This window comes from Enteroscipio rubneri (assembly GCF_002899715.1).
Lineage (GTDB): Bacteria > Actinomycetota > Coriobacteriia > Coriobacteriales > Eggerthellaceae > Enteroscipio > Enteroscipio rubneri.
The window spans coordinates 272,569-287,541 of the sequence record NZ_PPEK01000001.1; the positions used below are offsets into that span (position 1 = coordinate 272,569).

10 protein-coding genes are annotated in these 14,973 nt (G+C 62.4%); 3 read left to right on the forward strand and 7 right to left on the reverse strand.

Annotation, left to right across the window (positions count from 1 at the left end):
- Positions 1–96 precede the first annotated feature (96 nt).
- Positions 97–1,077, forward strand: coding sequence for a mechanosensitive ion channel family protein (locus tag C2L71_RS01125; RefSeq protein WP_103263945.1), 981 nt, complete (start codon positions 97–99; stop codon positions 1,075–1,077).
- Positions 1,074–2,360: a DUF2804 domain-containing protein gene (locus tag C2L71_RS01130; protein WP_239926202.1), complete on the forward strand. Its 1,287-nt coding sequence runs from the start codon at positions 1,074–1,076 to the stop codon at positions 2,358–2,360. Before C2L71_RS01125 ends, C2L71_RS01130 begins: the two co-directional genes overlap by 4 nt.
- A 47-nt stretch (positions 2,361–2,407) precedes the next feature.
- Here the strand turns inward: C2L71_RS01130 and C2L71_RS01135 are convergent, their stop codons facing one another.
- Genes C2L71_RS01135 through C2L71_RS01165 form a run of 7 tightly spaced genes read right to left on the reverse strand, consistent with a single transcriptional unit; the run spans position 2,408 to position 7,417 of the window.
- A complete protein-coding gene (locus C2L71_RS01135; protein WP_103263946.1) occupies positions 2,408–3,481 on the reverse strand; it encodes a type IV pilus twitching motility protein PilT in 1,074 nt (357 codons plus the stop codon).
- An 11-nt stretch (positions 3,482–3,492) separates the two neighbouring features.
- Entirely contained in the window at positions 3,493–3,960 is a 468-nt protein-coding gene (locus C2L71_RS01140) for a S4A5 electrogenic sodium bicarbonate cotransporter 4 (protein ID WP_103263947.1), read from the reverse strand.
- Complete coding sequence (locus C2L71_RS01145) at positions 3,957–4,421, reverse strand: hypothetical protein (protein ID WP_103263948.1); 465 nt, start codon at positions 4,419–4,421, stop codon at positions 3,957–3,959. The genes C2L71_RS01140 and C2L71_RS01145 overlap by 4 nt, the downstream gene beginning before the upstream one ends.
- 1 nt (position 4,422) lies before the next feature.
- Positions 4,423–4,965, reverse strand: a complete 543-nt coding sequence (locus tag C2L71_RS01150; RefSeq protein ID WP_239926205.1) for a DUF4860 domain-containing protein — start codon at positions 4,963–4,965, stop codon at positions 4,423–4,425.
- Entirely contained in the window at positions 4,962–5,288 is a 327-nt protein-coding gene (locus C2L71_RS01155; RefSeq protein ID WP_103263950.1) for a hypothetical protein, read from the reverse strand. The genes C2L71_RS01150 and C2L71_RS01155 overlap by 4 nt, the downstream gene beginning before the upstream one ends.
- Positions 5,289–5,296: 8 nt before the next feature.
- The gene (locus C2L71_RS01160) at positions 5,297–6,349 is read right to left on the reverse strand and encodes a type II secretion system F family protein (protein WP_103263951.1); all 1,053 of its coding nucleotides are present in this window, start codon (positions 6,347–6,349) and stop codon (positions 5,297–5,299) included.
- A gap of 60 nt (positions 6,350–6,409) precedes the next feature.
- On the reverse strand, positions 6,410–7,417 hold the full coding sequence (locus tag C2L71_RS01165) for a transglutaminase-like domain-containing protein (protein WP_103263952.1): 1,008 nt from the start codon (positions 7,415–7,417) through the stop codon (positions 6,410–6,412).
- Between the two features lie 518 nt (positions 7,418–7,935).
- Here C2L71_RS01165 and C2L71_RS01170 point away from each other — a divergent pair.
- Positions 7,936–14,973 carry an InlB B-repeat-containing protein gene (locus tag C2L71_RS01170; protein WP_103263953.1) on the forward strand — a complete coding sequence of 2,346 codons (7,038 nt, stop codon included), beginning with the start codon at positions 7,936–7,938 and terminating at the stop codon, positions 14,971–14,973.

A 14,973-nucleotide genomic window follows, 5' to 3' on the forward strand; every position in this document is an offset into this window, starting at 1 on the left:
GAAGCGATGCCCGCAGCGGCGCGACCGCGTTCGACAGGCCTCGTCGGTAACAAGCCTGTTGAGTTCTCTCGCGCCTATTCGTGATACGATAACCGTATGAGCCAACTTGAGCAGAATATCGAGACATTCGTACACAGCGACTGGATCACGACGGCCATCACCGCCGTGATCATCTTGGTCGTCACGGCGGTTTGCGCCCGGCTCGTTCGGCGCTTCATGCGCCGGCTACTGCATTTCAACGAAGAGAAAAACCTTCCGTCAAGCTCCATCTTCGTGAATATAGCCCGCGCGTCCGTGTGGATCTTGGGCGTGTGCATCATGCTGTCCACCTGCTTCGATGTGAACGTGAGCGCCGCAATCACCGCACTCGGCATAGGCGGCATCGCCATCTCGCTTGGGTTCCAGGACACCATCTCCAACTTGATCGGCGGCTTGCAGGTTAGCCTCATGCGCATCATCAAACCCGGCGACAACATAGAGGTGGGGTCGTCGTCCGGCGTGGTGAAGGATATCACGTGGCGCCATACCACCATCAGGAACAGCAAGGGGGAGGAAGTCGTCATTCCCAACTCCATCATCAACAAGACCGCCCTTGTCCATCTTCCCCCGGTGAACCAGGTGAGCGTTCCTATTGTCGTGGTGACCGGGGGCGAGCAGCTCGACGAGGTCGCGAAGGCTATCGAACATGCGGCCGCCGAGGCTGCGGGAGCGGTGGGCAAGTTGACGAAGCAGCCGACGCTGGCGTTTTCCCAGATTCTCGATGGAGGTTTCCAGGGAACGATTGTCTTTCGCATGGCCGATAGCCGCACAGGATCGCGCGCGGCCGATGCCGTTTTGCGCGCCGTAGCACCACTGACCAGGTCGAATGCTCCGGACAGGGCGGAGAAGGTTTTGGACGAGGCTCGGCGAGACGAGCAGAAAGCCAAGGACGCCGCCGATAGCTCCAGCCAAGCGAAGCCCAAGCCGAAGCCCAAGCCGAAGCCAGATCCCAAGGCTCCCCAGAGCCAGAAGGCGACCTCGGTCTTTCGGAGGCGCATGGCCCGAGCGCTGCGCAAAGACGAAGGAGAGCAGTCGTGAGCACGTCGGCACCCGAACATGAGAAGCGGCTGATCGAGCCCGGAACCGGGAAGGCCCCCTCAAAGGAGCCGAAGCCTGCACACGCCTCCAACGGTGGTTCCGAACTGCACGGTTTCGGCCCGGAACCGCAGGCAGCGGATACGCTCGCCGCACCGTCGACTGCCGAGCGTCCCGACTCGAACCCGGCTACAGCGTCGCCGAACGAGACGCGGATCGTCGAAGCGGGACCGCTGCATCGGTTGGACGGGGCGCTTGCGGTGCGGGGATGGGCGACGTCGCTGCTGCGCTCCTACGATCGCACGCGCATCAAAGCGCCCCGCCATCGCATCAAAGAGTGGGACTACTATCTGGTGAACGACGACGAGTACGCGGTGGCGCTCACTTTGTCGGACCTGGGCTACGTCGGCCTCGTGTCGGCTTCGATCATGGATCTGGTGCAGGGCGTCTCGCATACGGTCAGCGTCGTCACGCCGCTGCCGCTCGGCCGGTTCGGTCTTCCCGCAAGTTCGGATTCGGGCGTGTCGTCGTTCCAAAACGGCCGCGCCTCGTTTCGCTTCGAGGCTTCCCAGGGGCGCCGCAGCCTCAAAGCTCATGTTGCGCGCTTCGACGGCAAGGACGACCTCTCGTTCGAGGCTGTGCTCGAAGACGAACCGCGGGATTCCCTCGTCATCGCGACGCCGTGGAGCGAGGATCAGAGCGCGTTCTACTACAACCAGAAGATCGTCGCCATGCGTGCTCGCGGGAGCTTCAAGAAAGGCGTGCTGGTGCACGGGTTCAATCCGCAGAACTCGTTCGGCCTGCTCGACTGGGGGCGCGGCGTGTGGACGCGCGACAACACGTGGTACTGGGCCGCCGCTCAAGGCTGGCAGGGTCCGCGAGACGAGTCCGGGCGCGGCTCGCGGCGCTTCGGGCTCAACCTGGGCTACGGCTTCGGTGACACGACGGCAGCCTCGGAGAACATGGCGTTCGTGGACGGTATTGCGCACAAGCTGCACCGCGTGAGCTTCGGCATTCCCGAAAAGCCGGGCGCGGCGCATGCGAAGAAGCTGGGCGATCGTTACGACCTTATGCAGCCCTGGCGCATAACCGACGACGAGGGCCGTCTCGACCTCGCGTTCAGGCCGCTCCTCGATCGGTCCGATTGGATGGACTACAAACTGGTTCGCACCGATCAGCACCAGGTGTTCGGCACGTACGACGGCACCGTCGTGCTGGACGGCCATCAGCCGTTCGCCGTGACGAACCTGCTCGGCTTTGCCGAGGTTGTCCACAACGTGTATTAGGCTCCGACGGCCCGCCGCCTTTCGGCGGCATGTGGCCGTCGGGATTCTTACAGGCCTGCGGCTGCAAAGCGCTTCTCAAGCGCTTCCTGGTGGATGGCGTACTGCATCGCCATGTTCTTGGCTACGCGGCCGCTCTTCACGAGCTCGAACAGACTCTGGTCCATCGTGCGCATGCCCTCGGCGCTTCCGGAGGCGATGACGCTGTCGATCTGGTGCGTCTTCTCCTCCCGGATGAGGTTGCGGATGGCCGTGTTCGCGAACATGATTTCGAAGGCAGGCACCACGCCTCCGTCGCGGGAAGGAACCAGCTGCTGGCTCACAATGGCCTGCAGCACCATGGAGAGCTGGATGCGAATCTGGCGCTGTTGCGAAGCGGGGAATGCGTCGATGATGCGGTCGACGGTTCCGGCGGCGCCCGTCGTGTGCAGCGTCGAGAACAGCAGTTGCGCCATCTCGGCGGCGGTAACGGCCGTGCCGATGGTATCGTAGTCGCGCATCTCGCCCAGCAGGACCACATCGGGGCTCTCGCGCATGGCCGAGCGCAGCGCTTCGCCGTAGGTGGCGATGTCTGTGGGCACCTCGCGCTGCGTCACGATGCAGCTGCCATGCTTGTGGATGTACTCGATCGGATCCTCCATGGTGATAATATGGCCCGTGCGCTGGTGGTTCAAGCGATCGATGATGCAGGCGAGCGTCGTGGATTTGCCCGAGCCTGCCGGACCCGTGACCAACACGAGGCCCTTCTTGAACTGGGCGAGCCGGAGCACTTCGTCAGGGATGTTGAACTCGGCCGGATTCGGCAGCCCAAAGGGGATCACGCGGATGACCGCACCGTACGAGCCGCGCTGGCGGAACACGTTCGCGCGGAAGCGGCCGATGCCGGGCAGGGCGAACGAGAAATCGTCGTCATGGTTGCCGTTCGCAATGAAGCGCTCCATGCTGCGGTCGGATACCTCGTAGATGGCGCGCACGAACATTTCGGTATCGGCGGGCGTGAACGGCGCCGATTCCAGCCGGATCTGACGACCGCCCACCTCGTACGCCAGGGGGAGCCCGGCGATGATGAAGACGTCGGACGCCTTCGCATCGACCATCTCCTGCAGCAGTTCTTCAAGTTTCATCTTCGTTGCTCCTATCGTGTCTGCGCAGTGCCCGACCACAGCGTCTCGCCTGCGCCGTTCTCCGTCCAGTTCGTAGTCGTTTTCCACGAGGTCACGCGGTATGTCGCATCGTCGAGAATCTCCAATTCGATGGCGAGGGAGCGCCCGTTGTCCGAGGCGAACTCTGCCTTGATCTTCGTCCCGTCGATGACGCCGCCTTCTGGCAGCGCGCGCTCGACCGCCGAGATCGCCTCGTCCAGGCCGCCTCCCGCCGCGCGAACGGGGGCGAGTGCGGCGTCCACCTCGGCCGTGAACTCCTGGGCGGCGCGTTCGTTGGCGTACGTATCAGCCGTGAATGCCCCCTGTTTCTCGGCGGCTGCAAACGTGGCCTGCGCCGTCGTCACCGAGAGCACGGCCATGACGGCCAGGCATACGATGATGACGAGCGTGAACAGGCTGATGGGCCCGATGCGCACCGATCCTCGTCCGCGCGCGGTCATGCGCCATCGCCTCCTCGGCCTCCGTCGCTCAGGTAGCGCGCCGTCTCCAGCTCGTAGATGGCCTCGCCGTCGCAGGACACGATGATGCTCGCGCGGTACAGCGTGCCCCCCGGCATCTGTTCGGAGGCCGTCTCCCGTTCCACGACGAACGTATCCGCTTGCTCGCTGCCGCCGGTTGCCACCGCGTTTCCCTCGGCATCGTACAGCGCAGCGCCGTATCCGGCTTGGGGGTCGGCGGCGAACCGTTCGGCTTCGTTCGACGCCAGGAGCACGGCTTGCGTCAGCTGGCGCTCCTCCACGCTGCGCGCGTGCGCCGAGCCGAACAGCTGCATGAACACCGCGAGGGAGAACGCCAGGAAGGCGAGCAGCAGAAGCGCCTCTACGATGAACGCGGTGCCGTGCCAGGCGGCGTCCTCGCTGCGCCGCGCTGCGAGCAGGGTGTTCGCACGTCTCTCCGCCATGCTAAGCGCCTCCTCTCACGCTGCGCAACGCCACCTGCACCGTGCCGTCATCGGTGTACACGGTGAGCAGCCCGTTCTCGTAGGAGAACGAGAAGCGCACGGAATCAACGATACGTGCGGCCTTCTCCGGCGTGTACGCTGCATCGGCGGGCGCGTACTCCTCCACGATGGCGCCCTCGTACGAGTAGATGCGCGTCTCGAACGTGCCGCCGTCCAGGCGTTCTGTCAGCACGAGCGAGCGCCCTTCGGGCCCCTGACCCGTGCCGATGGCGTCGACCGCGTCGGCGGCGCGCACGCTGTTCGCAATGAGCCCGGTAGCTATGCGGGACGTATCGGCCTGGTCGCGCACATCGCCGAGCGTGCGGTAGAGATTCGTGCCAGCCGAAAGGGCAATGAGTAGCGCGATCAAGAACAGTGCGAACAGAAGCGCGGTGAATAGGCGTCCGAAACCGTGCTCGCTTTCGGCGCGCCGCGCGATCCGTCTGCTCGTCAGAGCATCCATAACCGCATCCTCGTCCAGTTCATCGGGTTGTCCGCCCCTCATCGTGGCACCACCACCACGCTTGGCAGGATATTCTCGGCGAACACCTCGTAGGTGATCACGTAATCGTCGCGGTTCACCCGCAGCCCGTAGTCGCTTTCCAGATGTTCGAGCGAAGCGGGGTACGAGCCTTCGATGGCGCAGCATTGCTTCGCGCTGTTGAGGATGGCGTTGCGTACCGAGACGGCGCCCTGCTCGCGCAGGTTCGCCTCGACAGCTCCCGCTGTGAGCCAGCCGCCCGCGATAAGCGCGAGCGCCAACACGAGCGCGACCATCCTCCTGCCGCGCCGTCGTTTCAGCTGCGATGTCGTCTGCTCGCGATACATGCGCCTCCCTAGCCGATCGATCCCATGATGCCGATGAGCGGCAGCATGACCGACACGAGCGTGGCGCCCACGGCAATGGTGAGGAACGCTGCAAGCGCGGGCTCTACGCCGTCCACGAGGCGATCCATCTTGACGACGGCGTCGTCGAAGAACGTGAGCGACAGGCGTCCCAGCACGCTTTCAACGCTGCCGGAGCGTGCACCGATGGTGAGCATGCGCGCGTATACGGGTTCGAACACGCCGCTGGCCGACACGGCCTGGGTCAAGCTCTTGGGCGCAGACACGTCGAGCATCGTCGCGCGAGCCTCTTCGAGCTGGCTTTTGAGAGAGCGGTGGTCGACCAATGCCACGGCCTCCTTCATGGCCGTGTCGGTATCGACGCCGGAGGCCACGTAGATGGCGAGCGCCGAGGTGAAGCGACTCAGGGCAAGCTGGCGCATGGTGCTGCGCGTGAACGGCAGCTTCTCGGCCAGTCGCATGAAACCGCGCCGCCCGCCTTCGCTGCGCATGGCCGCCGCCATGACGAGCACCGCGGCCGTGCATACGAGCGTGACGGCAAGCGCCGCCCAGCCGATGCCGATGGCCGCGCCTACCGTGGCGAACGATCCGGTGGCAAGCTCGCCCGACAGGCTTTCGTACACGTTTACGAACACGGGCAGGATAACGGCTACCGTGAACGCGAGGATCACCGACATCACGCACAAGAGCGCGGCAGGATAGACGACGCTCGAGCGCATCTTTGCGAATAGGCGTGCTTCTTCGTCGTAGTACATGGCCAGCGTGCGCAGCGTGGGCTCCAGGCGCCCCGATACCTCGCCCGCCCGCACCATGTCCACCGCATGGCGGGGGAAGGCGCCCGTTCGTTCCAGGGCGGCCGCGAGCGGTTCGCCTCCGGCAAGCCGCGCGTACACGGCATCGCATGTGCGCTTAAACGCGCCGTCCTCCATGTCGTCGCCCAACAGGCTTACAGCCTCGTCGGTTTGGATGCCAGCGGCCAGCATGATGGCGACGCTTTCGCAAAACGCGCTCACGGCGCTGCTCTCGAGCACGGATGTGGCCATATTCGCTCCTTGTCCTCAAAGCGCGTACGATCGTCGTCGTTCGTCCGTGCACGTCGGCTTCTAGTAGATGAACCGGTCGGTGTACTCTGTTGCATCGCCCACGTAGCGCTCCGATCCCCCCGCAGCGGCGAATGTCAGGTCGATGCGCGTCCAGGAGCCGGCCTCCACGCTTACCTGTACGCTCCTCCAGCTTCCATCAAGATATACCAAATTCCAGGCATGGTAAATATTATCTGGGGAAACATATCCGGTTACGATCTTCGTGGGTATGCCCTGGCTGCGCAGCATGGCCGCGCCCAAGCTTACGTAGTCGAAGCAGATGCCCGTGCCCTCGGCCAGCGTAGCGTCCGGATCCGGCACATAGCCCGTCGCGTCGGCCAGGTGCTCGGCTTTCTCGGTGTCGTAGCGCACGTTATCGGCGATCCACGTGTAAACGGCGCGCAGCACGTCGCCTTCGTTCTGGGCGCCGGAGGCGAGCTCGTTCGCCTTTGCCACGCAGGCGCTGTTCGCATCGTAGTCGCAGAATACGTTGGGGCGCAGGAAGGGTTCGAACTCGGTGTCGAGCGCCACGTCGACGGCTATGGCGTTGATGGATGCATAGCGGTCTCCCTCTGTGTTCTGCATGACCTGCACCTCGTAGGCGCCGTCACCCAGATTGAGAGGGGCCACCACCGGCGTCCCGTCGCCGGGAAGGTCGTAGTGGTACTTCATGCCGTCCTTTTCCACAAGGAATTTGAGGCGGCTTGCATTCTGGGCGGACGCAGCCACGTAGCCCTGCGAAGCATGCGAGACATCGATCAGACTGTCGTGGCTAGACGTTGCCGCATCGGCATCGAACTGCGCAACGGCGAGCTCGGGGCGTTCGAAGGCGGGCCCGCTCGTGGAGCCTTCCGCCGTTTCGCCGGCGGTCGTGCCGGGGCCGGAGCTGCCCGAGACCGTGCCGCCATCGAAGCCGTCGCATCCCGCCAGCGGGGACAGCGTGGCAGCGAGCAGAAACGCGAGCGCGGCTGCAGAGGCGCGGCGCAACGCCGTCGCCGGGCGGATCCTGCATGCGCCGGGACGTTTCACGGACGATCCTTCGTGTTCGGGTTCGGCAGGGCCCAGCGCGACAGGCAGGACCCTGGAATGTGTTCATTATAGCGTGTCCGAAACCGGGTCCTTCACGCGTTCCATACGTCCACAAACGTCCCGGCGCTGTCTCTTGCGAAGGTGAGTGCGGCGATGCGAACGGTCGCTCGTCGCCCGTGAGCGGTATTCGACAGGGGGGTGAGCGGTAAATCACCCTTCGACATACGGGTGGAGGAGGCGAGTTTCGTCGACCTGATCTCCATAATTGCGTGCTTTTGGGCAGCAATTATGGAAATAACGTTGCCAATGGATGCTCGAGGAGCTTCGGGCATTCGATATGTTAGCGTATTTGTGGTAAAATTCCCTATGAGCTTTACCGTGCTTTTTCGCATGGTCGAGCCTACCACATCAAGGATGCAGAACGGCATGTCAGAAAACGTATGAGCCAGTCTAATGGTAGCGACTGCAAGGGTGACAGGATGCCCCGGAAGTAGCGTTTTGAGGATTCGGTGATACGTATGAGCATGCTGGAGAAACTGTGCGATGCGAGGAACACGTTCGAGGGCAAGGCGCTGGCCGTCTTCATGTCCTTGGTGATGGCATTCTCCTTCATCAACCTTTCTTCCTCCGCCGATGCGGCTGAGACCGGCGCGGCGTCCGAGGCTTCTGAGGCTCAGGTCGATAATTCGTCGAGCGAGTCCGCCGAAGCTCCGGCACCCGAATCCGCCCCCGCGGCCGAGTCCGAGGCGGCCGCCCCGGCTGAGGCGCCGACGGCTTCCGAGCCTCCCGCGCAGAACGAGACGGCCGTCCCGCCGACGTCCGAGCCTGCAGCCGACCTTCCCACCGCCGAACCCGGCGTGGCCGTGGTGAGCCTGGACTTCGCGCATGCGTACATCACGTACGCTGGTCAGGACATCATGCTGCCCACGAAGTCGTTCAATTTCCCCCTGAGCAAGGAGCTGGCGTTCAAAGCCGGCGCCGATACGGGCTATGAGGTGGGCGCTGTGATGGCCGTCGTGAGCGGCGTGGAAACCGAGCTGGCCGCCGACGAGCAGACCGGCGAGTACAAGGTTCCCGCCGACCAGGTGACCAGCAACCTCACCCTCAAGGTGGAGGGCAGGGCGGTCGAAGCCGAACTCGACGCCCCCGAGGACACCGCTGCGGAGCCGATAACCTCCGACACGAAGATCGAGAGCGAAGAAGCTGCCGAAAGCGAAGGCGAAGCGCCTTCCGAACACGATGACGCCGCCGGCATCGAAGCCGACGCGAGCCGCCCTGCGTTCGAGGGCTACGCTCAAGCGGGCGACGTGCTTGTGAAAGTGACCGCTCCCGAAGGAGCGCTGCCCGAGGGAACCACGGTGCAGGCGATCCAGATCACCAGTCCGGCCGTGATTGATGCCGTCGAGGCTACGGTCGAGGATCGGGGCAAGGCGCTTGAGGACGCGCGTGCCATCGACGTGACGCTCCTCGGTCCGACGGGCAACGTCATTCAGCCGGATGCCGCCGTGAACGTCTGCTTCTTCAATGCCGGCATCGAGGGCGAGACCATGGGCGTGTACCATGTGGCCAACGACGGCTCGAGCGTCGACTTCGTTTCGGCCCGCCAAGCCGATGCCGCCGCGCAAAGCTTCGACGTGAGTCACTTCTCCATCTATGTCGTGACGGCCGAGGGGTCGCCGCGACTCGCCACCTACAACTTCTACGGCACAGATGGCACGACGCTGGTTGATCGACAGATCGTGAGGACCGGTGACACCCTGTACGAGCCCGAGCCTCCCTCCGTTGCCGATGGCGAGAGCTTCCACGGCTGGTATGCAAAGAACGGTACCGAATGGGCAGATAGATTCGAAGATTTCGGCGAGCAGACGGTTGGCGAAACGGCTACGTACAACCTGTACGCAAAGGCTTCCGAAACGTTCTACGTGCACTTTATGGACGAATCGGGAGAACGCGTTTTTGCTACCAAGTCGGGGGCTTCCGGAGACGTGGTGCCGGTTGACGTCACGCTTCCCCTTGGTCCTGATGAAAGCGTGACGGGGTGGTACGCCGATGCGGATCTCTCGCACAAGGTCGATTCCGTCGAGTTGAAAGATGCGAACGTCACGCTTTATCCCAAGGTTGAAAAAGGCACATGGTTGACCTTCGATGCCAGGGGCGGGTCGTATACGGAGCCGGAATTCGTAGGTGTGGCGGGCACTTCAACCGAACCTGCCGAGCCGACTCGCGCGGGTTACGTTTTTGCGGGTTGGTACGACAACGATTCGTGCGAAGGGGAAGCCTATTCATTCGGCGGCGTGCTTCAACGGGATACAGCGCTCTATGCGAAGTGGGAGCCGGCTGAAGCGGGTTATCGCGTCGTCGTGTGGCTGGAGGGAGCCGATTCGACGGTTGATGCGGTGCAGTACGACTATGTGACCACCCTCGACTACAAGGGCAAGACGGACGAGTCCGTCGCGCTTCCCACTGCCACGGAGATCAAGGAGGCTGTTGGGACCTTCGCAATTGCGCAGAAGCATATTCTCGACGAAGTTGACGCTTCGAGCGATACGGCGGTGACGGTCAAGGGCGATGGCTCTGCGATTGCCAACGTATACCTCAATCGCGCCGAATACACCATCGATCTGCGTTGCACGGAAAAGGAAGTCGTCGGCACCAAGGCAGACTATACGGACTCTTACCCTATCAAGGCGAATTACGGAGCTGATATCTCCAAGTTGTGGGGTAGCGCATCGAACGAGATTAAGGCTAAGTACGGAGATCGCGTTTGGGTTGAGAAGCTGGCGAATATTGGAACGAACGGCAATCCCGTTATCGCTCCTTTCCAGACGATGACCCAAAACAAGGTTTTCTACTACGTCCGGAATGGCTTCAAGCTGCATTATCTGGAGATCAAAGTTGAGAAGGTCGGCAATACCAAGCCCATATTAAAAACCAATCCTAATGACTCTCGCTACCACGATGGCTATCGATACGCTTGGGAAGAGGATGTTCCTTCCATATTCGAGGTTCAAAACACCATTTTGTTCAAAGCGGATGGCGTTCATGCGCAGCCGTCCAACTACGCGAACGCCCTCAACGGATTCGAATGGGTTGGGGCCGATCTTGCGTTTGAATACGGATTTTTCCAGCCGGGGGGCAAGTATGGGCAGAAGTACGTCGCCCGCCAGTACTTCCAAAGGAAATCGTACACCATCACGTTCAACAACGGTAGCTCGGTAAGCCAGAGCAAACCCATCAAATACGGTTGGTCTATCGAAGGCGAGGGCGCGGAGCCGAGCGCTGCCGATGCCGGCATGCCGGAAGGCTCGAAGTTCGAGGGCTGGTACACGTCGCCGATGTACTCGGAGGAGACGAAGTACGACTTCGACGATGCTACCATGCCGGCGCAGAACCTGGTTCTGTACGCGAAGTGGAAGCTTCCGACCTACCAAGTTACCTTCTACAAAAACATGGAAGGCTCTGCAAAAGCCGTTACCAGCGATGTTGATTATGGGGAATCGGTGGTTGAGGAACCGTCTTCGATCGCCGACGTTCCCGAGGGCTACAAATGGATCGGGTGGATGACGCGCTCTGGCTCTGACGGGGATTACACGTATCTGCCCTTCAGCTTCTCATCCCGGGCCTTTGGCGCTATCGAGCTCTATCCTTACTACATTAACAACGAGAGCCGCTCGGTGCGCTACGATGCGAACGGCGGTGTCGGCGCGGTGCCGACGGACGAGCTCAAGTATGCGCAGGGCAGCTTTGCCGAAGTTGCGAAGAGCGAGCTGACGCCGCCTGCCGGTCAAGCGTTCCTCGGATGGAGCATTCATGCCGATGGCAGCGGCGTGAGGCACTACCCTGGCGACTTGGTGCAGCTTGGCGGATCGGACATCACGCTGTATGCGCAATGGGGACAGCCGGCTCCTCGCACGTCGCTGACTTACGATGTCAACGGCGGAAAGGGCGATACCGCCACCATCGCTTCTATTGCCAACAACGACGAGGTAACGCTCAAAACGGCGGAAGAGCTCGGCTTCGAGGCTCCTCGGCCCGGCGTTCATTTCGCAGGCTGGAACACCGAGCCGAACGGCACGGGGGACTCGTTTGCCGGCGGCTCTGCTGTGAGAGTCGACCTCGAAGGGAGTGCGAACGTCCTGTACGCCCAGTGGGCTCTTGACGACGATACCCCGTATGCAGTCGAGGTGTACTACGAGGTTGACGGCAGCTATGGTCAGCCTGATGTCCAGCAGGGCGTCGGCACGACCGATGCCAAAGTTTCCGTGAGCGCAGCCGACTACGCCAAGACCGGATATACCTTCGACGAGTCCGCTCCTAATAAGCTCGAGGGCGCCATCGAAGGCGACGGTTCGCTCGTGCTCAAGGTGTACTTCAAGGAGAACACGGCTTTGATTGCCTATCGAGCCACCGAGGGCGGCAGCGTGTCGCGAGAAAGCGAGACGCTGCGAGCGGTCAGCGGTGAGGCCAAAGGCTCGAATGCCCAGCCTGATCCGAAGACGGATGCTGATCTTGGCTATTACTTCGCAGGTTGGAGCGTGGGCGATTCTTCCGAGATCGTTTCATGGGAGCCTGAGCTCGACCGTGCCGCTGTCGAGCGTTTCGCGAAGCATGACGGGGCGTTCGAGTCCACCACGTTCACTGCCCATTTCGCTGCCAAGAAGGAGCTCGTGATCATCTCGAAATCAGACGAGTTCGTTTACGATGGAACCGAAAAAACCGCGAGCAATACGGTGTTCGAAGGCGACGAAGGAGTGAACGTCGCCAATGTCGATGCGCGCACGACAGAAGTGGATGTAGGCGACTATCCGGTGGAGTTCTACAACCAAGACAAAATAAGAATTTTCGAGGACAGGACCGGAAAAGACGTGACTGACCGCTATGTGGTCAAGTACGTCAAGGGCACGTTGACAATCAAGCCTGCTACTCTCAAGGTGACGACGTTCTCTGCCTCCAAGACCTATGACGGTGCCCCTCTCACGGCTTCCGGCACGATGACCGGCTTGGTGAACGGTGAAACCGCCGCTTTCACCACCACCGGCACGGCCACCGAGGTCAATGCGCCCACAGGCACGCAGAACACGTACGATATCGACTGGAGCGGCAGCGCCAAGGAATCCAACTATAAGGTTGAAGCGGATATCGGCACGCTGATGGTGACCGAGTACGACAAGCCGATCGTCGTCACCACCGTCGGCGGCATCTTCACCTACAACGGCGAACCTCATGGCGCCGACGTCACGGTTTCCGATTTGCCCGCAGGCTACTGGAAAGAGACTGCCGCTTCGAGCGCTTCGGCCACCGACGTCACGGCCAGTCCTGTCGCGGCGACCGCCGACAAATTGGTCATCCGCAATGCTTCCGGCGTCGATGTGACCGACAGGCTGAACATAAGGAGGATCGACGGACAGATCGAGGTTACGCCGGCTCCGCTCAGCGTGAGGATCGTGGGCAATTCCGCCGTTAAAACCTACACCGGCGAAACGTTCACGGTTGACGACTTCACTGCCGAGCCCCTCATTGAAGGCAAAGCCGAAATCACGCTCAAGGACGGCGCGGCCGCTCATGCCGAGGGCGTTGATGCCGGAACCTATCCCATGGGCCTCGCGCCCGACAGTTTCGAGGTGCGGTCGAAGAACTACAACGTGACGTTGACGGTGGTGGACGGCTTTTTGCGCATCGAGCCAGCGGGGAAGATGTCCGTTTCGGCCAGCGACGTGGAAAAAGTCTATGACGGAAACCGCTACGGCGTGAAGGCCGAGGCCTCGGTGGAGGGTGCGACGATCCGCTACCGCGATCCGGTTACGGGCGAGTACAACCTGGAGGATTCGCCGACGTTCCTCGATTGGACGGACGGTCCGCGAACGGTAGAGTTCCAGGCGACCCACCCGAACTACGAGACGGCGTACGGCACCGCCAGTGTCACCATCAACAAGCGCGCGGTGACGCTGACCAGCGCCGACGCGGTCAAGTCGTACGATGGGACCGCGCTGCTCGCCGAGCGCGTCGTCGGGGACGTCGATTTCGCTGCCGGCGAGGGCGCCACGTATTCCGACTTCGCGTCGCTGATCGATGCGGGCACGACGCCCAACACCTTCACCTATCGTTTTAACGAGGGTACGAAGGCTGCAAACTATATTGTGAAGAGCACCTTCGGCACGCTCGAAGTGGAGAAAGTCCCGTTGGCTGTCACGGTGACGGGCAACCAGGCTGCAGCCGCCTATGACGGCGCGAGCCACCTCGCCGAAGGCTACGTTGTCGACGGCGCCGACGGCAAGGCCGAAGTCGCGCTGCGGGACGGCGTGCTCGCCCGCGCCGAGGGCGTTGATGCCGGAACCTACCCCATGGGCCTCGTACCCGACAGTTTCGAGGTGCGGTCGAAGAACTACAACGTGACGTTGACGGTGGTGGACGGCTCGCTGTCGGTGGCGCCTGCGACGCTGCTCATCTCGGCCAACGATGCGAGCAAGAAGTACGGGCAGGTTGATCCTACGTTGACGGCATCGGTGACGGGCCTGGTTGGGGGCGACTCCTTCTCCGGTTCGTATAATGTGACGCGCGTCGCGGGCGAGTCGGTCGGCACGTACGCGATAGCCGTCGAGAACGCAATCTCGGGCGATCCGAACTACGTGGTCAAAGTCGCCCCGGGTTCCTTCGCCATCGTTTCCGCCGATGCCGTTTCTCTCGTGGTAGGCGGAGGCACGAAGGTCTACGATGGCACGCCGTTGGTGCCGACGGGCTTCACGCCATTCGGTTTGGCCGATGGCGATTACGCAGAGGTGGTGTACAGCGGTTCGCAAACCGATGCCGGCTCGAGCGTCTCAAGCCTCGCGAGCTACGTTATCCGCAACGCCGCGGGCGAGGATGTGACAGCCAACTACAGGACCGTCAACGTGGTTCCCGGCGATCTGACCGTGATGGCGGCGGCTGCCACGATCGTCGTGGCCGATGCGGCTAAGGTGGCTGGCGCGGCTGATCCGACGTTCACCGGTACGGTGACGGGCCTCGTTGACGAGGGAGACCTCGGGCAGGTTGCCTATGCCCGCTCGAACGGCGACGAGGCTCCCGGAACCTATGTCGACGTGCTCACGGCCTCCTTCACCGACAATCCGAACTACGCGGTAACGGTCGTTCCCGGCACGTTCACCATCACGGCTGCCCCGGCAGTTCCTCCTACGCCGGTCACGCCGACGCCCGGCACGCCGACAGCTCCTCCGACGCCGATAGGCACCGTTCCCGACGGTCCGCTCGCTCCAATTATCACACCCGTTGTCGAGGCTCTCGAGGACGCCGTCACACCGCTCGCAGGCCCGCAGGAAGAGACGATCGACGACAACGAGAATCCGCTTGCAGGTTTCGATACGGTGCAGTGTTGGGTGCATTACTACCTGATCCTGGGCATCATTGTCACGGTGATCTACGGAGTTGGCGTGCTCGTACGGCGCATCAACTTCACGCGTAAGCTCGAAGATTTCGAGGACGACGTGCTTGGCGTCGCAGACGATCCGGCCAACGAGCCGACGCAGGCCCCGATCGCGGCTGAAGGCAAGGAGGCCTAG

What these genes read in the sequence shown, in the direction of transcription:
- C2L71_RS01125 (WP_103263945.1), top strand. Translation starts at nt 97, where the DNA reads ATGAGCCAACTTGAGCAGAATATCGAGACATTCGTACACAGCGACTGG.
- C2L71_RS01135 (WP_103263946.1), bottom strand. Translation starts at nt 3,481, where the DNA reads ATGAAACTTGAAGAACTGCTGCAGGAGATGGTCGATGCGAAGGCGTCC.
- C2L71_RS01160 (WP_103263951.1), bottom strand. Translation starts at nt 6,349, where the DNA reads ATGGCCACATCCGTGCTCGAGAGCAGCGCCGTGAGCGCGTTTTGCGAA.
- C2L71_RS01145 (WP_103263948.1), bottom strand. Translation starts at nt 4,421, where the DNA reads ATGGCGGAGAGACGTGCGAACACCCTGCTCGCAGCGCGGCGCAGCGAG.
- C2L71_RS01150 (WP_239926205.1), bottom strand. Translation starts at nt 4,965, where the DNA reads ATGAGGGGCGGACAACCCGATGAACTGGACGAGGATGCGGTTATGGAT.
- C2L71_RS01140 (WP_103263947.1), bottom strand. Translation starts at nt 3,960, where the DNA reads ATGACCGCGCGCGGACGAGGATCGGTGCGCATCGGGCCCATCAGCCTG.
- C2L71_RS01155 (WP_103263950.1), bottom strand. Translation starts at nt 5,288, where the DNA reads ATGTATCGCGAGCAGACGACATCGCAGCTGAAACGACGGCGCGGCAGG.
- C2L71_RS01170 (WP_103263953.1), top strand. Translation starts at nt 7,936, where the DNA reads ATGAGCATGCTGGAGAAACTGTGCGATGCGAGGAACACGTTCGAGGGC.